Source organism: Rathayibacter sp. PhB152 (genome assembly GCF_003751395.1).
Lineage (GTDB): Bacteria > Actinomycetota > Actinomycetes > Actinomycetales > Microbacteriaceae > Rathayibacter > Rathayibacter festucae.
On record NZ_RJUT01000004.1, the window covers coordinates 493,218 to 517,304 of the forward strand.

A 24,087-nucleotide genomic window follows, 5' to 3' on the forward strand; every position below is an offset into this window, starting at 1 on the left:
ACCATGCACAACCGCTCCCGCCCGCTGTCCGTCCTCGCCGTCCTGGGTCTCACCGGCGCTCTCCTCACCGGCTGCAGCGCCGCCGCGGTCGCCGGCTCCGCCTTCGGCACCACCACCGACTCGAGCTCCACCGCCCCCACCGGCACGAGCACCGACGACACGGAGGCGGGCACCACCGTCCAGGCCGTCGGCACCTCCCTCGACTCCACCGCCACTCAGATCCTCGCGGCGAACACCGCCGTGCACGCCACCGACCAGGCCGCGGACGCCGCTTCGACGAGCATCACCCTCTCCGGCGACAGCGCCGCGGCAGACGGGGACGCCGTGCGCGTCGACGGTTCGACCGTCACCATCACCGACGCCGGCACCTACGTCCTCAGCGGCACCCTCACCGACGGCCAGGTCGTGGTGGACACCACCGCTGAAGGAACCGTGCGGCTCGTGCTCGACGGCGTCGACATCACGAGCTCCACCGGTTCCGCGATCACGGTCACCGCCGCCTCCGACGTCGTCGTCGAACTCGCCACCGGATCGACGAACACCCTCAGCGACACCGCCTCCTACGCCGAGGACGCGGAGTCGAACGCCGCGCTCTACAGCGCCGCCGACCTCACCATCACGGGCGACGGATCCCTCGATGTGCAGGGCAACGGCAACGACGGCATCACCGGCAAGGACGGCCTCGTCGTCCTCTCCGGCACCATCACCGTCGACGCGGTCGACGACGGCATCCGCGGCAAGGACTACCTCGTCGTCCGGGGCGGCACCCTCGCCGTCACCGCCGGCGGCGACGGACTCACCTCCGACAACGAGGAGGACGCCACCGCGGGCTTCGTCTCGATCACCGGCGGCGACATCACCGTCGACGCTCAGGGCGACGCGGTCGTCGCCGTCACGGACATCGTCATCACGGGAGGAGCGCTCGACCTGACCGCGGGAGGAGGCAGCGGCGCGCAGCTCGCGACCGACGCCTCCGCCAAGGGTCTCAAGGCCGGGATCATCGTCGACCTCGAGGGCGGCGACGTGACCATCGATTCCGCCGACGACGCCGTGCACTCCGACACCTGGGTGCACACCACCGCCGGAACCCTGACGCTCGCCACCGGTGACGACGGCGTCCACGCCGATTCGGCCCTGCTCCTCGATGGAGCCGACATCGCCGTGACCGACTCGGTCGAGGGGATCGAGAGCGCCGACATCCGGATCACCGACGGCGACGTCTCCGTGGTCTCCAGCGACGACGGCCTGAACGCCTCCGGCGGAACCGGCACGGACTCCGACGGGGCCGCGACCGGCACGACGGGCGGCCCCGGCGGAGGCATGGGCGGCGAGGGCGACGACGGCTCCGTGATCACCCTCAGCGGCGGCACGGTCACCATCGATGCCGAGGGCGACGGCTTCGACTCGAACGGCAGTGCGACGATCAGCGGCGGCAGCCTCGTCGTGAACGGCCCCGAGCAGAGCGGCAACGGCGCACTCGACGTCAACGGCACCCTCGTCGTGACCGGCGGAGAGGTGCTCGCCACCGGCAGCGCCGGGATGATGGTCTCGCCCGACGCGTCCTCGACCCAGGGCTGGATCTCCTCCGCCCTCAGCAGCACCCTCCCCGCGGGCACCGACGTGACGATCACCGACGCGGACGGCACCACCGTCACGACGTTCACGACGTCGAAGACGATCGCGGGCGTCGTCTACGCCGGCCCGGAGATCGCCTCCGGCGAGAGCTACACCCTCACCGCCGACGGCACGACCCTCGCCACCGTCACCGCGGGCACGGCCGCCGCCGGAGGTGGCGGCATGCGCGGCGGCCGCTGACCCTCGAGAATCGACACCACTGAAGGGCCGGCCGGACTTTCTTCGGGACGGGTGTCGATCCGGGATCGCGCCGTTCGACCTTGGGGTGAGAAGGTCGCACGACGCTCCTTCCATCACCGAGAGACGGGAATCCCCTCATGCCGAAGTACATGCTGATCTGGCGCGCGACCGACGAGTCGCTGGCCGCGATGATGAACACCGATTTCAGCCAGATGCTGGAGTCGATGGGTCGCTTCAACGACGAGCTGATCCGGGCCGGCGTGCTGCTGGCGGCGGAGGGGCTGGACGATCCGAGCCAGGGGGTCGTCGTCGACTTCAGCGGCGAGACCCCGGTCGTCACGGACGGGCCCTACGGGGAGACGAAGGAGCTGTTCAACGGCTACTACGTCCTCGACGTCGCCTCGATCCAGGAGGCGGTCGAGTGGGCCAAGCGCGCGCCGATGACCGGCGGCGGCAAGGCCGAGATCCGCCGGATCCCCTCGATCGACGAGTTCCCGCAGGACAACGAGTACGTGCAGCGGGAGCGCGCCTGGCGTGAGCAGACCGGCCAGCTCTGACGCGAGGGCCGCCGTCGAGACGGTCTGGCGGATGGAGTCCGCCCGCATCGTCGGCGCCCTCGCCCGCTACACCGGCGACGTGGATCTCGCCGAGGATCTCGCCCAGGAGGCGGTCGCGGAAGCGCTCGTCTCCTGGGCGGTCGGCGGCGTGCCGGTGGAGCCCGTCGGCTGGCTGCTGACCACGGGCCGGCGCCGCGCGATCGACGCGTTCCGTCGGCGCGGGGCGCGTGATGAGCGGTACGCGCTGCTCGCCCGTGATCTCGACGAGGCGGGACCTGGTCCGGATGCGCTCTTCGATCCCGACGCCATCGAGGACGACGTGCTCGCGCTGATGTTCACGGCCTGCCATCCGCTGCTGGCGAAGGAGGCCCGGATCGCGCTGACGCTGCGGCTGGTCGGCGGGCTCACCACGACGGAGATCGCTCAGGCGTTCCTCGTTCCGGTGGCGACGATCCAGGCCCGGATCACGAGGGCGAAGAAGACCCTCTCCGCCGCCCGGATCCCGTTCGCCGTCCCCGATGCGGAGGAGCGCCCCGCCCGCCTGGGCTCGGTGCTGCAGGTGGTCTACCTGATCTTCACGGAGGGCTCGTCCGCCACCGCCGGGGACGACTGGATGCGCACCGACCTCGCCGACGAGGCCAGGCGCCTCGCGCGGGGACTGGTCGCCCTCGCACCCGAGCCCGAGGTGCTCGGGCTCCTCGCCCTGCTCGAGCTCACCGCCGCCCGGTTCCCCGCCCGGCTCGGGGCGGACGGGCGCGCGATCCTGCTCGAGGACCAGGACCGGCGGCTCTGGGACCGGAGCGCGATCCGGCGCGGGCGCGCCGCTCTCGCGCAGGCCGTCTCGCCGCGCGGTCTCGGCGCCTTCGGTCTCCAGGCGTCGATCGCGGAGTGCCACGCCGTCGCCCCGTCGGTCGCGGAGACCGACTGGCGGCGGATCGTACTGCTCTACGAAGCGCTCGGGCGGCTGACGCCCTCGCCGATCATCGAGCTCAACCGGGCGGTCGCCGTCGCGATGGCGACCGGACCCCAGGACGCGCTCGCCCTCGTCGAGGACCTCGACGCGCGCGGGGAGCTCGCCGGCAGCCACCTCCTCCCCGCTGTGCGCGGAGAGCTGCTCGCCCGGCTCGGTCGCACCGCCGACGCGCGCGCCGAGTGGACGCGGGCGCTCGCGCTCTGCACCAACGCGGCGGAGCGCACCGTCCTCGAGGAGAAGATCGCCCGCTGAGTCACCGCCCGGGTCGCTCCTCCCCTTCGAGGCGCCGGCGGTCAGGCCGCCGAGCCGGCGAGCTCCGCGCGGACGATCGCCGCACCGGCGGTCAGCGCGCTCAGCTTCCCGAGCGCGACCCCGCGGGGCAGGGGAGCCAGGCCGCAGTTCGAGCTCGGGAGGAGGTCCGCCGCGTCGACGAACCGGAGGGCCTTGCGGAGGGTGTCGGCGACCTCGTCCGGGGTCTCGACGGTCTCGCTCGCCACGTCGATCGCGCCGAGCATGACCTTCTTGCCGCGGAGGAGCTCGATGAGCTCCATCGGGACGCGGGAGTGGTGGCACTCCAGCGACACGATGTCGATCGTGGAGCGCTGCAGCAGCGGGAACGAGGTCTCGTACTGGCGCCACTCCGGTCCGAGGGTCTGCTTCCAGTCGGTGTTCGCCTTGATCCCGTAGCCGTAGCAGATGTGCACGGCCGTCTGGGCGCGCAGCCCCTCCGCCGCCCGCTCCAGGACGGCGACCCCCCAGTTCCGGACGTCGTCGTGGAAGACGTTGAAGGCCGGCTCGTCGAACTGGACGATGTCGACGCCGGCGGCCTCGAGCTCCCGCGCCTCCTGGTTGAGGATCGCCGCGAACTCCCACGCCAGCTCCTCCCGGCTCCCGTAGTAGCGGTCGGCGAGGGTGTCGATCATGGTCATCGGCCCGGGGAGGGCCCACTTGATCGGCTGGGACGTGTGCCGGCGGAGGAACGTCGCGTCGTCGACGAACACGGGCCGCTCGCGGCTCACGGCGCCGACGACGGTCGGCACGTTCGCGTCGTAGCGGTCCCGGATCCGCACCGTCTCGCGGTTCACGTGATCCACCCCGGCGAGGTGCTCGATGAAGGTCGTGACGAAGTGCTGGCGGGTCTGCTCGCCGTCGCTGATGATGTCGATGCCGCGCCGGTGCTGCTCGTGGGCGGCGATGCGCAGGGCGTCCTGCTTGCCCTCGACCAGCTCGTCGCCCTCGAGCTTCCAGGGAGACCACAGGGTCTCCGGCTCGGCGAGCCAGGAGGGCTTGGGCAGGCTGCCGGCGATGGAGGTGGGCAGGAGAGTGTTCACGGGTAGCGATCCTTCTCTGATCAGCGGGCGGGGGTCCGGTGCCTCGACACCCAGGCGTCGAGCAGCTCCCGGTGCGGCTCGATGAAGTGCTCCGCCGTGTACGCGCCCTGCTCGACGGCGAGCCGATCGCGTTCGGCACGGTCGTAGTCGATCTGCGTCCGCGAGTAGTCCTGCTGCTGCAGGGTCGGCCGGAACACGTCCGCCGCGGCGGAGTTCGTGTTGTAGATCTCCGGCCGGTAGATCTTCTGGAACGTCTCCATCGTGCTGATCGTGCCGGCCAGCTGGAGGTTCGAGTGGTCGTTGAGCAGGTCGCCGCGGAAGTAGTAAGCGAGGGGCGCGACGGAGCCGGGCGCCAGGAAGTACCGGACCTGCAGCCCCATCCGGCCGAAGTACTCGTCGGTCAACGACCGCTCGTCCTGCCGGTACTCGACGCCGAGGACCGGGTGGTGGTTCGAGGTCCGGTGGTAGGTCCTGCTCGTCGACACGCTGATGCAGATGACGGGCGGCGCCGAGAAGCGCTCCCGATACGCGTCGGAGTAGAGGAAGCTCTGGAACAGGGCGCCGTGCAGATCGCCGAAGTCGTCCGGAACGGTGAACTCCGCCGCCCCCTTGTTCGCGGCCGGCAGCCGCACGCTGAAGTCGAAGTCGCGGACGTAGGAGGAGAAGTTGTTGCCGACGATCCCGCGGTGGCGCACGCCGGTCAGCTTGTCGCAGATCGTGACGTCGAGGACCTCGAGGAGAGGGAAGTCGCGGACCGCCTCCTCGGCGGGGAACCGCACCTCGACGGAGACGATCTCGAGCTCGACGGCGTAGCGGTCCCGGCCGGGGTTGTCCCAGTGGGCGAGGTCGTTGAACCGGCGGTCGATCATCGTCAGGGCGTTGCGGAGGTTCTGCCGGCGGTGCTCGCCCCGGGCGAGGTTGGCGAAGTTCGTGGTGGCCCGCGAGCCGGCCGACGGCGTGTAGTGCTCGTCGAAGCAGGTCGTGGTGATCCTGAAGGTGACGTCGTTCGCCATGAGCGCTCAATCCGGTGATCAGCAGGCCGCACCGGCCCTGGTGGAAGCGTGCGGGACCAGAGTGCCCGTCACCGGGAGGCATCGAAGAATCCGGCGCGACTATGCCGAGGTATAGTCCCGTCCTATGGCACGAAGAACCGGCGGGATCTCGCTCCAGCAGCTGCACTACTTCGTCGAGGTCGCCTCCGAGGGGTCGATCTCCGCCGCCGCCGATCTGCTCTACGTCGCCCAGCCGACCATGTCCGCGGCGATGAAGGACCTCGAGACCCGGGTGGGACGTGCCCTCCTCGTCCGCGTCGCGCGCGGGGTCACGCTCACCACCGAGGGGACCGAGTTCCTCGGCTACGCCCGGCAGGTCATCGAGCAGGTGGCGCTCCTCGAGCAGCGCTACCTGGGGCGGCCTCCGTCGCGTCGCCTGCTCGGGGTGTCCACGCAGCACTACTCGTTCGCCGTGGACGCCTTCGTGCGCATGGTCCGGGGCACGGAGGGGGAGAAGTACGAGTTCTCGCTGCGCGAGACCCGCACCCGCGACATCATCGAGGACGTCCGCACGCTCCGCAGCGAGCTGGGGATCCTGTACCGGAACGACTTCAACCGCGACGTCATCGACAAGATCCTCCGGGACGCGGGGCTCGCCTTCCATCCCCTCTTCCTCGCCCTGCCGCACATCTTCGTCTCGCGGAGGAACCCGCTGGCCTCGCGCGAGCGGGTCACCCTCGCCGATCTCGCCGATCTGCCGCGGCTCACCTTCGACCAGGGGGCGGACAACTCCTTCTACTTCGCCGAGGAGATCCTGTCCACGCTGTCGAGCGACCGGGAGATCCGGGTGTCCGACCGGGCGACGATCTTCAACCTCATGATCGGCCTCGACGGCTACACCATCTCGACCGGGATCATCAGCGACGACCTCGACCCGGCCATCGTTGCCGTCCCGCTCGACGTCGACGAGCGCATCGAGATCGGCTGGATCGGGCACTCCGCCATCCCTCTCACCGAGCAGGCCCGGCGCTACCTGACCGAGGTGCGGGCCGTCGTGACCGAGGGCGGCCTCGACCTGCTCGGGTGAGCGGGACCACGGTGCAGCAGCTCGCGGGCGCCGCGGGCGGGGCCGTGCTGATCTCCGCCTCCACGATCGGCTCGAGCGCCGCGGACGCCGGGCAGCTGAGCGTCGCCGTTACCGTCTCGGCGGGGCAGGCCGCTTTCATGACGGGCGGGATCCTCGCGCTCGCAGGGCTCATCGGGACGCTGTTGATCGGACGCCGCCGCCGCGCCGACCGGTCCGAGCCCGCGTGACGCGAAGCGGTCGGGGAGGGGAAGGCGCCCCGGTCGTCGACAGGGCGTCCGGTGCCGGGCGGTACGGTCGGACGATGGAGCCCTTCACCGTTCCCCTCGCCGAGCGGTACTTCGACGACTACCGTGCCGGACTCGGAGGCACCTCCGGGCCGATCGAGGTGACCGAGGCCGAGATCATCGCCTTCGCCACGGCGTTCGACCCGCACAGCATGCACACCGACCCCGAGGCCGCCCGTGCGGGTGACTTCGGCGGCCTGATCGCCAGCGGGTGGCACACCACGGCGATGACGATGCGGCTCCTGGTCGACACCTTCCTCAACCAGCGCGCCAGCATCGCCTCACCCGGAGTGGACGACCTGCGCTGGCACCTCCCGGTCCGCCCGGGCGACCGGCTGCACGGGCGCTTCGTCGTCCTCTCCGCGCGCCCGTCCACCTCACGACCCGACAGGGGCCTCGTCCGCATCGGCATCGAGCTGATCGACCAGCACGACTCGACGGTCATGTCCCAGACCCTGCTTGTCCTCCTCCGCCGGGGGTCCTCTGCGGCATGAGTGTCGTAGTTCTGTGTCGCTCAAGACGGCCGAGGGCGGAGGGGGCTGCGACCTCGCTCGATGCGGCGGATCTCTCGGTGCCGCGTGATCGATATCGGAGGAGTGCACCCGGTTCAGCGGGCGTCCGGAAGCGGAGGCGTCCGCGGTCGGTACGCCGGGGGGATCGGTCGCCGCGGGTGCGACTCGATCGCAGAGGGTAATCCACTCGCCGTTCGGCGTGAACTCCCAGTGGCGGTTCTGGGCGCGACCGTAACCATTCAAGGGGATCGTGGCGCGCTCGGTGGCTCCGGTGAGGGTCCAAGTCGCCCCGTCGCGGGTCACCAGGTATTCGCCTGAGATCCGTGGTTCTCGATGCTCCACGAGAGGTACGTGCCGCGCTCCGTGTTCCAACCGAGGAAGCTCAGAGTGTCGAACGGGCCGTTCGCCGGTTCGTCCTGCACGACGAATTACTCGCCCGAGTGCCAGCGGGCGGAGTACACGCTGCGCCACTCGGTGCCGGTGAGATCGGCGCCGTAGGCCGTTCCGGTGGCGCTTGAGTCTCCGAGGAAGTCGGCCAGCGCCTCGTGCTCATCGGTCACGCCCAGATCCTGCTCCATGCCGGGGGTGGAGGGCAAGGCCTAAATCGCGGTCGGCGGCCGACAGTCGCTCCTTTTCGCCGCGCTCGGGTGGGAGGCGCCCGCGGCGGAGAAGCAGTCCATGGCTCTGAGCAGGTCGCCTCCATCGCGAACGGGCCCGCTGGTGACACAACACGGCCCGCCAGGTCCGGCTCGTGCGCTCCGACACCGCCTCCCCCGCCCGCCGAGGTTCAGCGCACCGCGGTGGCTGCAGTGTCGGCGTTGTTGCGCATCGACAGATCGAACGGGCTTGTGCCGATGAAAACTGGCAAGATCTTTTCGATGACTCCTGAAGCTGTAGCAGCGATCGTCCGCCTGAGCGCGTCGTTGAATACGATCAGCTGGTTGACACCAATGGATGTCAGCGGCTGCCGGGCCGAGGTTGCAGCTGCGGTGCGATCAGGTCGCGACGCCATCAGCGCTTGGAGCTTTCCCGACGTCGACCTCCGGGCTCGTATAGCTCTAGCGACAGCAGCTCGAGCAGCGACCGACCGGTTGGAGCCGCGTGGGTTGGACCGTGCTCTCATTACATTGATCGATGAGGCTGAGGCTGTGCTGCGCATCGTGCGCAGGCGCGACGATACAGAAACAGTCGTGTGGAGCGAGCGCCGTTACGGCTCGCCGTCCGCGGACGACCGTGATTTAGCCGCGAAGGCCTTCAATGAAGCGCCTAGTGACATGGGTGGAGAAGAGGAAATCCTCGATGCGGCTGAAGTTGCTGATCGAGCACGGGCTGCCCTCGATGCCTATGACTTAGATCAGTGGTCGGTCGTGGTGGACAACGCGATGGCTGCGAACATGGCGGTCAAAGCCGTCTCGAAAGTGGTCAAAGTGAGTGGTTCGATCGCGGCAACACCTACTGAGTGGCGGCGGTTGGTCGCGCACGAAATCGGCGGCCATGCTCTCCGTGCCGAGAACGCCGCTCGACAAACAGACCCGCGGTGTCTCCTGGCCCTTGGCGACGCGATGCCTACGGAGGAGGGTCTCGCGGCGTGGATAGAAGAGTACCTGGGCACCGCGCACCCCGGCGTCGTGCGCCGCTACGCAGCGCGGACGTTGGCTGTGGGGTGGGCGGCTGAAGCTGGGATCGTAGAAGTAGCGCGGCGATTGTCTGAGGTCCTGCCCCTCGGCGAAGCCGCTGCCATCGCTGTACGCGTCAAGCGCGGCTTGGTTGATCCGAACCGTCCCGGCGCGTTCAGCAAAGACGCCGGCTATTGGATCGGCCTCAATAAAGTAAGGCGCCATCTCGCAGCCCAGCCGGATGACCTCGCCTTATTGATGGCAACTCGATGGTCCATCGAGCTGCTTCCCGAGGCGCGGATGGCAGTCGGCGAACAAAGTTCGAAGCGGGCGCTCCTTATGCCAAAGCCAGAACCATTGAGCCTGCCATGAGTCGATTGTCAGTACGTTGCACGTTGTAGTTGCAATTGCTGCCAAAAAAGGTCTACATGCCCTATCCAGCGGTCACGAATTTTACTCCACGGTTCTGGCCACTGCGTCGGCGTCTCGAGAAGTGGAGTTCCAAGTGCTTCGAGGACGGCCTCCACTTTAATCCAACCGACACCGCGAGCGGTCGGTTTTGAGTCGATCCGGTCGGCGAGTTCGCGGGCGCGTTCGCGGTCGGATCTAACATATGCGTCGATCACCAGGGGGAAGGTTCCACGTGGATTGATTGGGTCGATGACCGAGCCGTGATCGAGCCTGTTCAGCTCGGCGCAGACAGCCTCCGTCGCCGCCTGATCGCCGGCGTGAAGGTAGGCGAGAACGGCAAGATGGTTCTTCTGCGCAACCTGATGGCCAACGAGCTTCGCCCGCTCGACGGCTTCCAGTACCTCTTTCTCCAGCGGGACTACTCCTGCCAAAACAGAGTTAAGCATCAGTGTGGAGGCTTGTTCTAGCATTTCGCGGTAATTGCCCGAGATAGTCAGTTCCTCGACTCTTCGGGTTCTGACTGAAACGTAGAGGTCGAGGATTCCACGGGGAAGTTCGTGTACTGCGCGAAGTCCGGTTCTTCTGTCTTCGGTCAGGTTGTCTATTCGCGCGGTTGCGTCAATGAAACGTCGAGCCATCACCAAGGTGTTCGCGGCCTGGAATCGATCCACGTTACGGATTCGTTCGGTTGCGTTCGAGCGTGCGGCCAGTTGATCAAGGATGGCGAGCGCTTCATCGTAGTTGCCACTGTCCCGTAGTCGGTAAGCGCGGTGTCGTCGGAATATGTCGTTGATTGGATGTTCAACACCCTGAAGGGAATCGAGCAAATCGATTCTGTAGTCAAGAGCAAACTCGTAACTTTTTGAGATGATGTAATCGATTAGCGCTTGGCCGATACTGAAACGCGAAGTTGCCGGGATGTATGGCAAGAGCGCGCCTATCGACGGCGCTTTCACGATCGCTGCGCGGATCCAGGGAGCCCACCGGCCGCTTTCGCAAACGAGCCGGATGCCGATTCCAGCAGGTTCGAGCACGGCCGATGGGATGCGTGTATCTGACGCGAGTTCCCACCTTCGTTTTGCCTCAATGAATGCGCGATCATAGGCGGCGCTCCAGTCGCCAGGCGACCAGGCGCCCGGTGCGGCAAGGCTCTGATTTCGAATTGCAGCTCGAATGGCGTCATGGATGCGGTGTCGGCGAGGCGCCCCCTTCTCGTCGATACCGCCAGCGGGATCGGGCGCGACAAGGCTGCGCCGCATTGCGCGCAGCACCGGGCCCTCGTCCATTTCAGCGATTGCAGCGACAAATTTCGTGTCAATACTGGGTAATAGACACGCGGTTCGAATGGCGCGTTGTTCATCCGCTGGCAAGTTGCTCAGAACGCGGATGGCGAGGGCGTCCGTTCCTCCGGTCATCGCGTCTGCTGTGATCGGTTCCTCGTCCCTCGTGAGATCAAGTGCAACGTCGATTGCGAGTCGAAGATATTGAGCATGACCACCGGACGCATCCGCGACGGCTTCGAGTACTTCGTTAGATACGGCGAGGCCGTATTCTTCGCGGGCCGCCTTGAGGAATCGCCGACGGTCTCCGGGGCCTAGATCGCCGAACGCATGCTGGCGTGGTTCAACGTCTACCTCGGGTTCGTCAAGGCGCCTCAGCACGAGCCCCGGCCAGGTACGACGTCCTCGATGCCGCATGACGGACGTGCGTTCGGCCCAATCAATGTGTTCGCGCCCTGTGAATACGAAAAGTGTGAACGGCATTGCGAAGACGATGTCGTTGAGCCGACCCTCGCCTGAGCGCATCGGATCGTCGGCAAGCTTCTCGAACGCGTCCACGAAGACGGCGACGAGAGGCCGCCGCTCCGGCTCAAGTTGAATGAGGCGTTCGGTTAGCAGTCCGATGATTCGCACGACGAGCGAGGGGCGCGGATCGTCCGCCGATATCTCCTCAATCTCATCGATAATCGCACTGAAGTCGCCGACTCCACTAGCTTGCGTCATCCTGAAGCTGTGAATGGCCTGTTTCGCAATCCAAGCGAAGCCTCGCGTCGCGACCCCGGTCATCGTGCCCGCCATCACGACCTCATGTAGATCAACCGTGTCACCAGCAACGTTGCTAAGCGTTTCAGCAATTGCGGCACCGAAGCCCGTCGCTCCTGACATTCGCGGGAGCGGTTCACCCGGGTGCGCGAGTGCCCACCAGCGGGCAAACGCAATGTCGAATGCGTGCCAACCTCCAACGTCGGTTTCGGCGTACGCCAGGCGCAGTCGAGCGGCGACGCGCGCGACATCAATCCGGCCAAAGCTATCGTGTAGGTCCACACGAGCCGTCGCGTCGACTTCAGTCGGTGGAGAACTTCCCCACTCGGCTTCAGCCGGCAGGCCGCTCTTCACCCAGTGCTGCAAACGTTTCGACAAGGTCGTCTTACCCGCCCCGCCGACGCCAAAAAATGCGAGCACATTGCGCCGTTCGATCGTCGGCGGCGTTGCCTCGAGCAAGCCGCGTCGTAATGCCTGCACCGATCGAGCGAAAGCGACGCTTTCGTCGACACGATCGGTGAAAAGGGTGTCGAGGTGCGATCGGTCGTCGCCGTCCATGGGAGGCTCCCTGTCAAGAAGGTCGGTCGCGCGCCCGATGTGATGGACACGATCTTGGTACGGAGCGTAGCGGATGGCCGACTGTCGACGTTAGAGCTGTGCTCGCTCGTTGACGGATTTGGGTGCTGCAATATGGGGACGGTGCAAGAATTTCGCAACGAAGCGCTAAAACTTACGCAGTTAAAACCTAAAAGGGGCGATGGCAAGTGTCAGACAAGCTCCGATTTGGCCCTCGGCGGACGCACTTTAGGGATGTCATCTGACGTCCAGTTAGGGTGTACCCAACCTCGACGTGGTCGCGGTCATTCGGGTGCCGTCGGTGCACAGGAGTCATAGGTCCTTAGTGGTGGCTGAGCGGGGGGCGGACGCGGGGGACCCGAGCTACTCGCTCACTCGAATCCATTCCCCGTTCTTCAGCGTGTGGCGGAACCAGCCGGCGATCGTCTCGGCCTCGTCCGGGTCCTCGAGCTCGTAGATCGGGTATTCGTACGCCAGCACATCCGTGCCCTCGAGGCGCGGAGAGTCGCTCCCGTCGTCGTAGATCTCGGCGTCGACGTCGCCTTCGGAGGAGAAGATACTGCCGCCGGAGAACGGCGTTCCGATCAGAACTGGAGTCGTGCCGCTAAGGTCGAGCGCCAGCACCGTCGACAGGATCGACGAGCGCCCAGCGCAGCACTGCGCGGCCGGTGTACCCGTGCACTGGACGACGAGAACGGCGTCGTCTCTGCTGTCCCCGGTGAGATCCGTGGCGCCGACGAGCCGTGTTTCGAGGATACCCGTCCCACTTCCTCCGTCGTCGAAGTTTTCGCCCTGACCGCCGGACAACTGGATGGGCCGGGTTCCTTCCCACTGGGTGCACGCACCGGCGGGGATGAGCAGCTCGCCGACGACGTCCTCGATCGGCCCACGGCTGTCGACGTCGTCGACGACGTATCCGGTCATGGCGTTCACGAGTTGCTGCGTGCGCATCAGAGACCCGTGGTAGCAAGGCGAATCGCCGCCTTCCATCAGGTCACGACCGACTTCGTCGACCGTCTTCAGCTTCATGCCGCGCAGGAGCTGCTCTCCGAGGCTGTGTACCGCACTGATGGTGTAGCGGCAGTTGGCGCTGTCCCGAGTCGTCGCTTCTGCGATGGCCGATTCGTGGCCGACCACCACGTCCCCGACGCGGACATCCTCTGTCTGAAAGGAGAGACCGAGGAATCCCGACCGCGGCATCGTCAGCGTCACATCGCCGAAGAGCGCGTGCACGGGCAGTCCGGTCGGCCACGGTGCCGACAACGCCAACTCGTCTAGCTCCGTCGACCCGGTCTGGAGCGCGCGCCCGGCGTCTGCCTGGAAGGCGCTTGCATGCACGGGCAACAAGTCGCACGGGGTCCCGGTGCTTAGCGAGGTGGTCGCGGCGGAACCGCAGCTGCTCAGTGCGCTCCGCAGCAGCGCCGCGAAGGCGCGGCTGGTCGCGGCACCGACCGACCCGCCCGAGCTTCCCTCGGAGAGTAAACGAGCGAAGTCGGATCCGGTATTCGGCGTCCCAAAGGTGATGACCTGGCTCAGGTCCTTGAGCAGGTCAGGATCCTGGGCCAGTGCCTGGCGCATAGCGAGGCCACCCATGGAGTGCGCGACGACGATCACCTTCTGGCCGGAGTTCTGAGCCAGGCATCGAATCGATTCCGCTAGCGGTGCCGCGATCCGATCGGACGTGACCCACTGCGCCGACGCGTCGTGATAGTCGAAGGTGTAGACGTCGGTGTTCCCGAGGTACTGCAGGATGCCGACCACGGTCCGAGAGGACGGGGTGATCATTTCGCCGATCGTGCCGAGGTCGGCCGCGCGCGAGAAGTTGCCGAGCGGATTTGAGAGATGTGCTGAGTTCCCGGTCCACCCGTGGACCATCAGTACCGGAACGACTCGGCCCGATTCCGGATCCGGTCTCGCCTCGCCGTCGGCTTCGTAGTCACTGATCCAGACGCTTGCCTGCTCGAGCCCTCCGGGCGCACAGCCGGCGGAGAGATCCGGGTACGAGTTCTCGGTCGGCGAGGCCAAGGCGGGCGGCGCGGCGACGAGGAATGCTGCGAGCAGCAGCATGACCAGAGCGACTCGAATGCGTCTCACTGCTGCAACTCGCTCTCGATCGTGCCGTCCAGCTTCCAGCCGCCGTTCTCGACGACCACGAACGCGAGGTAGACCCTCGGGTCCGACTCTCCGGGGACCGACATCGACATCGCGATCGTGCCTGCCTGTTCGTCGGTCGCCACCCAGGTGGAGGAGTCCGCGTCGATCGTCGCGCCCGGCGGCACGGCGACGTCCGGTGCGGCCTGAACAGCGGGGCGCAGGGCCTCGGATGCCCCCGCGACAGGATCCTCCGGCAGCGCTCGAAGAGCATTCGCAACGGCTTCTGCGGTCGGGTCGGTCGCATCGGGCGATCGAGTCGGCGTCGCGCTGCCCTCGGGGGCACTGGCCGACGTTTCCTGTCCCGACCGCCACTGGAAGGGATCCACCACGAAAGTCGCGCCTGCGCCGATCAGCACAATCGCCCCGATCGTCAACGCGAGGGTACGGCCCTTCACGCTCGGCACCGAATAGTCGACACGTGGGCAGAGGTGTGGTGGATGAACTCGTCGAATCCGAGAAGGGTCAGACGCGGTTCGGGCGTCGAGTGCGATGCGGACGCACCGGCTGTGCGTGATCGCATGCGGTCATTATGGCGATGAGATTCCTGGAGGCACAACGTCGAGTTCGCGCGGCGAGACATCACGTCCTGTGTCTGCGGTCACCCAGCGCCGTGCTGTGAGAGCTCGATCGCCGCGATCCGCTGGGCAGAGGGCCCGCTCGTTCCCCTGGCCCAACCTCGTCGGGAGGCGTATCAGCACCGCGGGCCTGCGCTCTCAGCGATTCCGCGCGCCATGATCCGGCGTCTGCGCCTGCCTCGAACGAGCGTCCCGTGTCGGGATCGGTCTTTGGGTTGGCACGCGGCGTTGCCGGTCCTCGAAGCGGACGCTGCGGCGCAGTCGTGCCGTCCTGCCCGGGTACCGCCGTTCTGCTGCCCCTGCGTGCAGGAGCAGGAGCCGCGCACCCGCAGTGCGAGGCTCCTCTGACCCGGCCCGGCTCGAACGGGCTGCCACCCTCACCCTGTTGCGGCCAGGACGTCCCCTTACCGGATAGAGAGGCCTTGGGCGGGCGCTCGACGGGAACCCGGAACGCGCAGTCTCGACAAGAACGGTGCGAGCGGGGGCGTGCGACCCGTCCCCTAGGTGATGTCGAGCCGGTCGGTGTCGAGGGGTGCCGTTTCCGCTCCCACTCTTCCGCGAGGATCCTAGAGACCGCGAAGTCGATCCAGGTCTCGCCGCGTTTCTCGCTCTACAGGAACAGGGCCTTCTGTGGCAGGCCCATCCGCTACATCGCGCGCACTGAGCCGCGATTCTGGAACGCGGCACGTCCGAGCCGATCGACCAAACCGTTCCGCTGTGCTGCTCATTGCGGCTTGGCTCCGTGTTTCGTCCGTGAGTGGCTGCCACTGCTCGGTCTGGTCCTGCTCACCGTGTGGAATCCGGTACTTGCTTCTGACGAGGTTCGCGGACGCGCCCTGAGACGGACGATGTGCCGCGCTCCTCACCCTCCCTGAGTAAGGCCGGTGATCAGGTTGATGGCGACGGCGACGACGAAGGTGCCGAAGAAGTAGGACAGAAGAGCGTGGGCCAGGGCGATGCGACGTGACGGGGTGGAGGACTGGGTGATGCTGCTCGCGCTGTAGGCCATGCCGATCGAGAAGGCGGTGTAGGCGAAGTCGCTGTAGGACGGGTCCTCGTCCTGGTCGAAGTCGAAGCGGTGGCGGTCGTCGAGGTAGTACATGCGCGCGTATTTGAAGGCGTAGACGGTGTTGATGAGCGCCCAGGCCGCGACGACCCCGACGACCGCGAGGATCGCGGCCGCGGATCCGACGGGGTCCTTCTGCTGACTGCGGAGGAGCGCGACGACCACGAGGACGAGGCTGAGGAAGGTGGCGGCGATGATGAGCGAGTCGACCAGCTTCCGGGACCGGTCCTCGTGGCGGGCGAGCTCGCGGGTGCGCTCGGGGTCGGCCGGCCACGCCGTCGACCAGGCCCAGACGAGGAACACCGCCGCGGCGATCGCCCAGCCGAGCAGAGGCGACAGATCGGGGACACCGAGGAGCGCGGTGATCGCCGCGGCGGCTGCCCCGACGAGTGCGGCGACACCGGCCTTGACGGACAGGTGGGACATGACGGTTCCTTTCTGATCGGTGGTTCGTCGTCCGGTCGCGCAGTGCCGCGATGCTCCGCGCGGAACTCGTCCGGGGAGGGCTCACCCGGCCCGGGCTCGCGAGAGGGGGACGTAGAGGCCGGCGCGCTCGGCGCGGACGGCCGCGAGCGTGCGCGACGTGGCGTCCAGCTTGACGAGGATGTGCTCGAGGTGAGCGGCGACCGTGCGGGGAGCGACTCTCAGCGCCCGGGCGATCTCGAGATTGGAGCACCCCTCGATCACGTGGCCCAGCACCTCCAGCTCCCGCGGTGTCAGGCCCCGCAGGCGCGTCGCGGGGGAGAGCACGACGACTCCGCGGGTCACTGCGGTGAGTTCTCTCTCGCAGGCCAGCACGGTCACCCGCACGTAGCCGTCCGGCGACTGCCGGCGTCCGCGGGGCCAGAGGAACGAGGCGTAGTTCCGCCCCTCGGCGAGGGCGTCCCTCGCGGCGTCGATCAGAGCCGAATCGGCGGCGAGCAGCTCGTCCGCGGAGAGGCCCGGAAGGGAGGCGACGCCGTGGTCGGGGAGGAGGACCACGCCTGCTCCGGCTCCGCCGACGACCGAGGCCGACGCGGCGAGCGAGCGGACGGGGTCGATGCCCGAGGTGAGCGTCGGCAGGAGTCGAGCGAGGCGTCGGCGGACCGCCTGCGACGGCGATGCCGCGCTCCGGAACAGCACCGTCATGAAGCCCACGTGCCGGCCCCCGTCCTCGAACAGGGCGACGGACAGGGTCTCGTGGAATCCCGCGGGGAGCAGGCACTCCGCCCAGGTCTGCAGGTCCCTCGGCGAGTAGGGCACGTCCGACAGGCTGAGGGGAGGCCGCTCGCGATCGGCGCCGGTCCTCTCGATGTCGAGCGCCATCTGCGGGCCGCTGAGGTAGCGGACGCAGGACTCGTCGAGGTCGGTGCTCGCGACCGAGCGGTACCCCGTGCCGTTCGGCTCGGCCAGCGCCAGCCACGCGCCGTCGAAGGGGATGTGCTGGTGCAGCTCGTCCAGCATCGCCTGCGCCCGCTCGCGGACCGGGCCGGGGCGCGCGGCCGTCTCGGCGAGCTGGAGCGCAGCAGTGCGTGACACGGGACTCGACCACCTCAGGACCGGGGGCAGGGGAAGCGAAGGGATTGTCCGAAGACCGTTGCTACTGGGGTACCACCGGGAGCCCCTTCACGGGGACCCCCTCGACGGAAGACCGCATCGGCAGTCCTGCCGATGGTGCCTTCCGTTCCGCAGGGCGTGAGATCGAGGTGTCGCCGGGTCGACCGACCTGCGGCGGCTTCCACGGAACGTCACGCACGGGAGGGAAACGAGCATGAGAGCAGTGGTGTACGAGGGGCCGCGCAGAGTCGCGGTGAGAGACGTCCCGGATGCGCGCATCGAGCGCTCCACCGACGTGCTGGTGCGCATCACGACCACGAACATCTGCGGGTCCGACCTGCACATGTACGAGGGGCGCACCAGCTTCGAGACCGGGCGGTGGTTCGGTCACGAGAACATGGGCGAGGTGATCGAGGTCGGCGACGGCGTCGACAAGGTCGCGGTGGGGGATCACGTCGTCCTGCCGTTCAACGTGGCGTGCGGGCACTGCAAGAACTGCGAGCGCGGGCTGACCAACTACTGCCTCACCGCTCAGCCCGTCCCGGAATGGGCCGGCGCGGCCTACGGATTCGCCGACATGGGTCCGTGGGCCGGAGGCCAGGCCGAGCTGCTGCGGGTGCCGTGGGGCGACTTCAACTGCCTCCGGCTGGGAGAGGACGCGGAGGAGAAGGCCGCCGACTACGTGATGCTCGCCGACATCTTCCCGACCGGCTATCACGCGACGGAGATGGCGGGGGTGAAGCCGGGGGACCAGACCGTGATCTACGGTGCCGGCCCCGTCGGCCTGATGGCCGCGCTGTCGGCCACCATCAAGGGCGCGAGCAAGGTCATGGTCGTGGATCGGCACCCGGATCGTCTCCGACTGGCGGAGTCCCTCGGCGCGATCGCGATCGACGACTCGAAGGTCGACCCCGTGCGGGCCGTGCTCGAGCACACGATGGGGCTCGGCGCCGACAACGGCTGCGAGTGCGTCGGCTATCAGGCGCACGACTCCGGCGGCGACGAGCAGCCGAACCTCACGCTGAACCGTCTGGTCCAGTCGGTGCGCTTCACCGGGCGGATCGGCACCGTCGGCGTCTTCGTGCCGCAGGACCCCGGTGCTCCCGACGAGCTCGCGAAGGAGGGGCGGATCGCCTTCGACATCGGCTTGCACTGGTTCAAGGGCCAGACCATGGGAACCGGACAGGCGCCCGTCAAGAAGTACAACCGCCGGCTCCGCGATCTGATCGCCGCGGGAAAGGCGACCCCGTCGTTCCTCGTCAGTCACGAGCTGCCGCTCGAGCAGGCTCCGGACGCCTACGAGCACTTCGACAACCGGGACGACGGGTGGACCAAGGTCGTCCTCAAGCCGGGAAAGGCGGCGTGATCATGGCGGGAAGAGCGGCTGCGGCTGTCGGAGTCGGCCTCGCAGGCGTCGCGGCCGGCCTCGTCGCCCGTTCCCTCGTGAAGAAGGAACGGGAGTCCGACGGGGACGGGGCCCACCCGGAGGGGTGGAAGGCGGTCACCGTCCTGGGCGAGGCCCGGGACTTCGAGAGCGGCGGGTATCCCGAGCCGCTGGCGCGTCTGGCGGAGTCGCTCGAGATCCGGATCGATCCGGCCCCCGGCGACAAGGGCTTCGAGGTGCACGCCCGGGTCCGCGAGGGTGCCGATGCCGGGGTGGGCGACGACCCGGGCAAGGCGCTGCGGGAGGCTCTGCGCGACGCCAAGCAGATCTTCGAGACGGGCGAGGTCCTGCGGGCGACCCCGAGACCGCACGGAGAACGACCGCACACCCTGCTCGGTGGCGCGGTCGACAAGGCAGAGGACGAGGCGAAGGGCGAGGGTGTGCTGTGAAGGCTCTGTGCTGGACCGGAGTGAACGAGCTCTCGGTCGAGACCGTCGAGGATCCCGGGATCCTCAATGCTCAGGACGCGATCGTCAAGGTGACCCTGAGCACGAGCTGCGGCTCGGATCTCCACCTCCTCGGCGGGTACGTCCCGACCATGCGAGCGGGCGACGTGCTCGGGCACGAGTTCATCGGCGAGATCGTCGAGGTCGGATCGGCCGTCACGAAGCACCGGGTCGGTGACCGTGTCGTGGTCTGCTCGTTCATCAGCTGCGGGAAGTGCTGGTACTGCCGCAACGAGCTCTACTCCCTGTGCGACAACGGCAACCCGAACGCGGGGATCCCCGAGATGCTCTGGGGGCAGGCGCCCGGCGGCTGCTACGGCTACTCCCACGCGCTGGGCGGGTGGGCCGGCAGCCACGCCGAGTACATCCGCGTGCCGTACGCGGACCAGGGCGCCTTCCCCGTCCCTGACGGCATCAGCGACCAGAGGGCGCTCTTCGCCTCCGACGCCGCTCCGACCGGGTGGATGGGAGCGGACCTCGGCGGCGTCCGGCCCGGAGACACCGTCGCGGTCTGGGGCGCCGGCGGTGTCGGGCAGATGGCGGCGCGCGCGTCGCTGCTGCTCGGCGCCGAGCGCGTCATCGTGATCGACCGCTTCCAGGAGCGGCTGGCCCAGGTCGAGCAGGTCATCGGCGCGGAGACCATGAACTACGAGACCAGCGAGGTGACGGCCGAGCTCCGCGAGCTGACGGGCGGACGCGGCCCCGACGTGTGCATCGAGGCGGTCGGCATGGAGGCGCACCGCGACGGTCCCGACTTCGCCTACGACCAGCTGAAGCAGCAGCTGCGGTTGCAGACGGACAGGCCCACTGCCGTGCGTGAGGCGATCTTCGCCGCGCGCAAGGGCGGCAGCGTCTTCGTGCTGGGCGTCTTCGGCGGCTTCGTCGACAAGTTCCCCCTGGGGGCGGTGATGAACAAGGGCCTCACGCTCCGGTCCGCTCAGCAGCACGGGCACCGGTACATCCCGATGCTCCTCGAGAGGATGGCGCGGGACGAGATCGTCACCGAGCACCTCGCCACGCACGTGATGCCGCTCGAGGACGGCCCCGCCGGCTACGCCATGTTCAAGGAGAAGACCGACGGGTGCGTGCGGGCGGTCTTCCGGCCCTGAGCGTCGAGGTGCTCCGGCGGTTCCGAGGGAGGACGGTGAGGGAGGCGGGTGGTCGGCGAGGACCGCCCGCCTCCCTCGTCCGCCGAGGTTCAGCGCACCGTGGTGGCCGCGGTGTCGGCGTTGTTGCGGATCGACGGATCGGGGGTCCTGACCGAGAACGTCGTCGCGAGCGCGGTGCCCTTCCCGGTGGCGGTCGCCGTGACCGTGATCTTCTCGGTGACGCTCTGCCCGTTCGTGAGCTTCGAGCGCTGGAAGACGACGAGGTTCCCGACGCGGGTGTACGTGCCGGTGGCGGACACGAACTGCGTGTTCGGCGGGAGGACGACCTTCGAGAAGACGCTGCTCGAGGTGGACGGCCCGGCGTTCGTCGTGGTGAGGGTGTAGACGGCGGTCCTTCCCTTGACCGCGGACGTCGGCCCGGAGAGGTCGACGCGCAGATCGGCGCGCGCGGTCACCTTCTGCGGCGACACGGTCAGCGTGCTGGTCGCCGTCGCACTCCCGGCGGCGTTGGTCGCCTGGAGGGTGAACACGAAGGTGCCCGCCGTGGTGGGCGTGCCGGAGAGGCGGCCGGTCGGCTCGAGGGCGAGTCCGGGCGGGAGCGTCCCGGACTTCAGTGACACCGCCGAGGCGGGGGAGCCGGTGACCGTGTAGGTGTAGTCGTACGCCGAGCCGACCATGCCGGCCGCGACCGTCCCCGAGATGCTCGGCGCGACGGCCGTCGGCGCGATCGTGAGGGAGTCGGCGAGCTGCGCGGAGCCCGCGCTGCTCGAGACCTGGACGGTGAACGAGGACGTCCCCGCCGCGGTCGGGGTGCCGGTGACGCGACCGCTCGAGCTGAGGGACAGGCCGGGCGGAAGGCTGCCGGACAGCAGGGTGGCGGTCGGCGCCGGCGTGCCGGTGATCGTGTAGCCGAAGTCGTAGGCGGTTCCGACCGTGCCGGCGGGGGCGTCTCCCGAGAGCGAGGGAACCACCGCGGTCGCGGCGACGCGGATCGTGTGCTGGGCGCCGCTGGTGCTGCCGAAGCTCGTCCTCGCCGCCACGGTGAAGGTGGAGTCGCCCGGCTCGGTCGGCGCGCCGGACAGCTCGCCCGCCTGATCGAGGGTCAGGCCGGGCGGGAGGCTGCCGGAGGCGAGGGAGAAGGTGGCGGAGGCGGAGTCCGCCGTGAACGTGTACGAGTAGGGGGCCCCGACCTCCGTGGTCGCCGGGGGAGCGTCCGCCGTGAGGGCCGGTCGGGCGCCGAGCGCCATGCTGTGGTAGCCGCCAGCGACGAGCGCGGTGGGGCGGGCACCGACGACGCCGATGGGCTGATCGAGCTGCCCGTCCTCGTTGCTGCCCCAGCCGACGACGCTCCCGTCCTTCCGGAGGGCGAGGCTGTGTCGCGCGCCGCCGGACACCGCGACGACGTCCGTCAGGTTCGCCGGGACATCGGTCTGCCCGTACTCGTCCGACCCCCACGCGACGACGGTCCCGTCGCTCTTCACCGCGAGGCTGTGGTACCAGCCGGCCGAGATGCCGACCACGCCACTGAGGCCGGCCGGCATGCCCGTGACCTGCGGTCCGGTGCCCCAGGCGACCACCGTGCCGTCGTCCTTCAGCGCGAGGCTGTGATCGAAGCCGGTCGCGATGGCCGTGACGCCGGTCAGGCCCGCCGGGACGGCGTTGCTCGTCGTCGCATCCTGCCCCCAGCCCACGACGGTGCCGCTCTTCTGCAGCGCGAGGCTGAACTGCTCGCCGCCGGCGACGGCGACGACATCGGTCAGGCCCGCGGGAGGGACGATCTCTCCCGATCCCTGGCCGCCCCACGTGATGACGGTCCCGTCGTTCTGCACGGCGAGGCTGTGGATCCATCCCGCGCCGACCGCGATGACCGGCTTCAGGTCGCCGGGGACCGCGGTCTGGCCCGACCGGTCGTTCCCCCAGGAGACGACCGTCCCGTCGTCCCGCAGGCCGACGCTGTGGAAGCCGCCCCCCGAGACGGCGACGAGGCCGCCCACGTCGGCGGGGACGTTCTTCTGGCCGTAGTAGTTCCAGCCCCAGATCGCGATCCCGCCCGCGGGCGCCGTCGGCGGTGTCTCCGCGGCGGCGGCGGGTCCGACGCCGGTGAGGAGCAGTGCGACCGTCGTGGTCACGGTGGTGAGCACGGCTGCCAGTCGCCGGGGAGTGCGGGACGGAGGGATGTCGGCGGTGGTCGGGAGGGAAGCGGAGCGCATGGGCGGCTTTCAGGTCGGGTGGGGCCGACCGTCATCGGTCGCTCTCGAACCGTGACAGCTGCCCGATCCGGGCCGCAACGTCCTCTAGCGGTCATGTCCGGAAGAGGGCGTCGGAGGAGGTCCGGGGCGGGCGGGGCTGCTGAACAGATTGACGACGTTGCCGTCCGGGTCGCGGACGAGGGCGGAGCGGTTGCCCCACGGCATGGTGGTCGGCGCGAGCACCACGTCCTCGCTCCCGGGTCCGAGCTCGGTGAAGGCGCGGTCCACGTCGGCCACCTCGAACTCGAGCAGGACGGAGTGGTTCGACGCAGGGGTGACGGCGCCGTGGAGCATCCCGACCGTCGCGGTGTGGGCGATGGCGAGGGTCGCGCCCGCTCCGGTGAACTGCGCGAAGACCGGCGCCGGGCGCTCGGCTGGTCGGCCGATGACCTTCTCGTAGAAGGCCACCAGGCCTTCGAGGTCGTCGGTGACGATGCGGAGGGAGGTGAACGACATGGAGCTCCTTCAGGGGTGAGGGTGCGGCCGGTGAGGGTGAGGCCGTCGCACCAGGCTCGCCGGTCGTCGCGACACCGTCCTGTCGGTGTTTCCGGAGATCGTCGGCGTCTCCGGGAGATCCGCACGCCGGATCAGCCGTCGACGACGGACCGCAGCCGTCCGTACTGGAGCGCGAGGTCCTCGGCTCGGAGGGTCCGCTGCGGGGTCCGCTCCTCGGTCATCTCGACCGACAGCATGCGGTCGCCGCGGAACGCGCGGACCCCCTCGCGCAGCCGGCACCAGGCGATCAGGTACCAGTGCTCCTCTTTTCCGATCGAGCCCAGCGGTTCGATGTCGCGCACGGACTCCGCACCGCTGCTGTCCCGGTAGCGGAGCCGGACGACCCGCTCCGCTCGAAGGGCTGTCGCGAACTCCGCCGGAACGACCGCTTCCTCCTCGCTCTCGAGGAAGTGCACCCGCGAGGCAACCGCGCCGACACGGGCGGCCTCCCCGTCCGGCAGGACCGCGAGCGTCTTCCGGGCGGCGGTCCGGGCTGCGTGACGGAAGGGACTGCGCTCCAGCGCGCTGAGGCCGATCAGCACGGCGAGGGCCTCGTCGAGTGTGAATCCCGCGGGGCCGAGGGTCGCGGACGCGTCGATGACGTAGCCGCCCGTCCGGCCCGGCTCCGCCCAGATCGGCAGTCCGGACTGCTGCAGCGCGGACAGATCCCGCTCGATGGTCCGCACGGACACCTCGAACCGCTCGGCGAGGCGGCGTGCGCTCCGCGGCCGGGGCGAGACCGCTCGCAGCTCCTCGACGAGCCCGTAGAGACGATCGGTGCGGTTCATCCGACCATCATCCGCCCCGCCCCGCCGGT

At 68.6% G+C, this 24,087-nt stretch carries 21 protein-coding genes; 10 read left to right on the top strand and 11 right to left on the bottom strand.

What is annotated here, in order from left to right:
* Nucleotides 1-3: 3 nt before the first annotated feature.
* The 3 genes from EDF36_RS12320 (at nucleotide 4) to EDF36_RS12330 (ending at nucleotide 3,597) form a co-directional block, all read left to right on the top strand.
* Nucleotides 4-1,815, top strand: a complete 1,812-nt coding sequence (locus EDF36_RS12320) for a carbohydrate-binding domain-containing protein (RefSeq protein ID WP_123733211.1) — start codon at nucleotides 4-6, stop codon at nucleotides 1,813-1,815.
* 137 nt (nucleotides 1,816-1,952) lie between these two features.
* Nucleotides 1,953-2,372, top strand: coding sequence for a YciI family protein (locus tag EDF36_RS12325; RefSeq protein ID WP_123704001.1), 420 nt, complete (start codon nucleotides 1,953-1,955; stop codon nucleotides 2,370-2,372).
* Between the two features lie 31 nt (nucleotides 2,373-2,403).
* Entirely contained in the window at nucleotides 2,404-3,597 is a 1,194-nt protein-coding gene (locus EDF36_RS12330) for an RNA polymerase sigma factor (protein ID WP_123733212.1), read from the top strand.
* Between the two features lie 41 nt (nucleotides 3,598-3,638).
* Here EDF36_RS12330 and EDF36_RS12335 read toward each other — a convergent pair whose 3' ends face one another.
* Together EDF36_RS12335 and EDF36_RS12340 are read right to left on the bottom strand one after the other, a co-directional pair.
* Entirely contained in the window at nucleotides 3,639-4,676 is a 1,038-nt protein-coding gene (locus EDF36_RS12335; protein ID WP_123733213.1) for a methionine synthase, read from the bottom strand.
* 20 nt (nucleotides 4,677-4,696) lie between these two features.
* On the bottom strand, nucleotides 4,697-5,689 hold the full coding sequence (locus EDF36_RS12340; RefSeq protein WP_123733214.1) for a putative oxygenase MesX: 993 nt from the start codon (nucleotides 5,687-5,689) through the stop codon (nucleotides 4,697-4,699).
* Between the two features lie 124 nt (nucleotides 5,690-5,813).
* Between EDF36_RS12340 and EDF36_RS12345 the strand changes: the two genes are divergently transcribed.
* The 3 genes from EDF36_RS12345 to EDF36_RS12355 all read left to right on the top strand — a co-directional run bounded on the left by EDF36_RS12345 (nucleotide 5,814) and on the right by EDF36_RS12355 (nucleotide 7,533).
* Nucleotides 5,814-6,755 carry a LysR family transcriptional regulator gene (locus tag EDF36_RS12345; RefSeq protein ID WP_123703993.1) on the top strand — a complete coding sequence of 314 codons (942 nt, stop codon included), beginning with the start codon at nucleotides 5,814-5,816 and terminating at the stop codon, nucleotides 6,753-6,755.
* A complete protein-coding gene (locus EDF36_RS12350; RefSeq protein WP_123733215.1) occupies nucleotides 6,752-6,982 on the top strand; it encodes a hypothetical protein in 231 nt (76 codons plus the stop codon). Before EDF36_RS12345 ends, EDF36_RS12350 begins: the two co-directional genes overlap by 4 nt.
* Before the next feature lie 74 nt (nucleotides 6,983-7,056).
* Nucleotides 7,057-7,533: a MaoC family dehydratase gene (locus tag EDF36_RS12355; RefSeq protein WP_123733216.1), complete on the top strand. Its 477-nt coding sequence runs from the start codon at nucleotides 7,057-7,059 to the stop codon at nucleotides 7,531-7,533.
* 446 nt (nucleotides 7,534-7,979) lie between these two features.
* On the opposite strand, the gene EDF36_RS21820 is transcribed toward EDF36_RS12355, so the two are convergent.
* A complete protein-coding gene (locus EDF36_RS21820; protein WP_260300698.1) occupies nucleotides 7,980-8,111 on the bottom strand; it encodes a hypothetical protein in 132 nt (43 codons plus the stop codon).
* A 240-nt stretch (nucleotides 8,112-8,351) separates the two neighbouring features.
* On the opposite strand from EDF36_RS21820, the gene EDF36_RS12360 reads away from it, so the two are divergent.
* Nucleotides 8,352-9,539 carry a tyrosine/phenylalanine carboxypeptidase domain-containing protein gene (locus EDF36_RS12360; protein ID WP_148060032.1) on the top strand — a complete coding sequence of 396 codons (1,188 nt, stop codon included), beginning with the start codon at nucleotides 8,352-8,354 and terminating at the stop codon, nucleotides 9,537-9,539.
* 8 nt (nucleotides 9,540-9,547) lie between these two features.
* On the opposite strand, the gene EDF36_RS20930 is transcribed toward EDF36_RS12360, so the two are convergent.
* The 5 genes from EDF36_RS20930 to EDF36_RS12385 form a co-directional block, all read right to left on the bottom strand.
* Nucleotides 9,548-12,178: a hypothetical protein gene (locus EDF36_RS20930; RefSeq protein WP_148060033.1), complete on the bottom strand. Its 2,631-nt coding sequence runs from the start codon at nucleotides 12,176-12,178 to the stop codon at nucleotides 9,548-9,550.
* A gap of 381 nt (nucleotides 12,179-12,559) precedes the next feature.
* The gene (locus EDF36_RS12370) at nucleotides 12,560-14,263 is read right to left on the bottom strand and encodes a triacylglycerol lipase (protein WP_123733219.1); all 1,704 of its coding nucleotides are present in this window, start codon (nucleotides 14,261-14,263) and stop codon (nucleotides 12,560-12,562) included.
* Between the two features lie 23 nt (nucleotides 14,264-14,286).
* Complete coding sequence (locus tag EDF36_RS20935; protein WP_148060034.1) at nucleotides 14,287-14,745, bottom strand: hypothetical protein; 459 nt, start codon at nucleotides 14,743-14,745, stop codon at nucleotides 14,287-14,289.
* Nucleotides 14,746-15,787: 1,042 nt separating this feature from the next.
* Complete coding sequence (locus EDF36_RS12380) at nucleotides 15,788-16,417, bottom strand: DUF1345 domain-containing protein (protein WP_123733221.1); 630 nt, start codon at nucleotides 16,415-16,417, stop codon at nucleotides 15,788-15,790.
* Between the two features lie 81 nt (nucleotides 16,418-16,498).
* A complete protein-coding gene (locus EDF36_RS12385) occupies nucleotides 16,499-17,509 on the bottom strand; it encodes a LuxR C-terminal-related transcriptional regulator (protein ID WP_123733222.1) in 1,011 nt (336 codons plus the stop codon).
* 271 nt (nucleotides 17,510-17,780) lie between these two features.
* On the opposite strand from EDF36_RS12385, the gene EDF36_RS12390 reads away from it, so the two are divergent.
* Genes EDF36_RS12390 through EDF36_RS12400 form a run of 3 tightly spaced genes read left to right on the top strand, consistent with a single transcriptional unit; the run spans nucleotide 17,781 to nucleotide 20,526 of the window.
* Entirely contained in the window at nucleotides 17,781-18,893 is a 1,113-nt protein-coding gene (locus tag EDF36_RS12390) for a glutathione-independent formaldehyde dehydrogenase (RefSeq protein ID WP_397459900.1), read from the top strand.
* Between the two features lie 2 nt (nucleotides 18,894-18,895).
* Nucleotides 18,896-19,360 (top strand): hypothetical protein, encoded by a 465-nt coding sequence (locus tag EDF36_RS12395; RefSeq protein ID WP_148060035.1) that lies wholly within the window; start codon nucleotides 18,896-18,898, stop codon nucleotides 19,358-19,360.
* Entirely contained in the window at nucleotides 19,357-20,526 is a 1,170-nt protein-coding gene (locus EDF36_RS12400; protein WP_123733225.1) for a zinc-dependent alcohol dehydrogenase, read from the top strand. Before EDF36_RS12395 ends, EDF36_RS12400 begins: the two co-directional genes overlap by 4 nt.
* Nucleotides 20,527-20,615: 89 nt before the next feature.
* Here the strand turns inward: EDF36_RS12400 and EDF36_RS12405 are convergent, their stop codons facing one another.
* The 3 genes from EDF36_RS12405 to EDF36_RS12415 all read right to left on the bottom strand — a co-directional run bounded on the left by EDF36_RS12405 (nucleotide 20,616) and on the right by EDF36_RS12415 (nucleotide 24,058).
* Nucleotides 20,616-22,667 carry a putative Ig domain-containing protein gene (locus EDF36_RS12405; RefSeq protein ID WP_221181648.1) on the bottom strand — a complete coding sequence of 684 codons (2,052 nt, stop codon included), beginning with the start codon at nucleotides 22,665-22,667 and terminating at the stop codon, nucleotides 20,616-20,618.
* Nucleotides 22,668-22,820: 153 nt separating this feature from the next.
* Nucleotides 22,821-23,231, bottom strand: a complete 411-nt coding sequence (locus EDF36_RS12410) for a VOC family protein (protein ID WP_123733227.1) — start codon at nucleotides 23,229-23,231, stop codon at nucleotides 22,821-22,823.
* 131 nt (nucleotides 23,232-23,362) lie between these two features.
* Complete coding sequence (locus tag EDF36_RS12415) at nucleotides 23,363-24,058, bottom strand: YafY family protein (protein ID WP_123733228.1); 696 nt, start codon at nucleotides 24,056-24,058, stop codon at nucleotides 23,363-23,365.
* Between the last annotated feature and the right edge of the window lie 29 nt (nucleotides 24,059-24,087).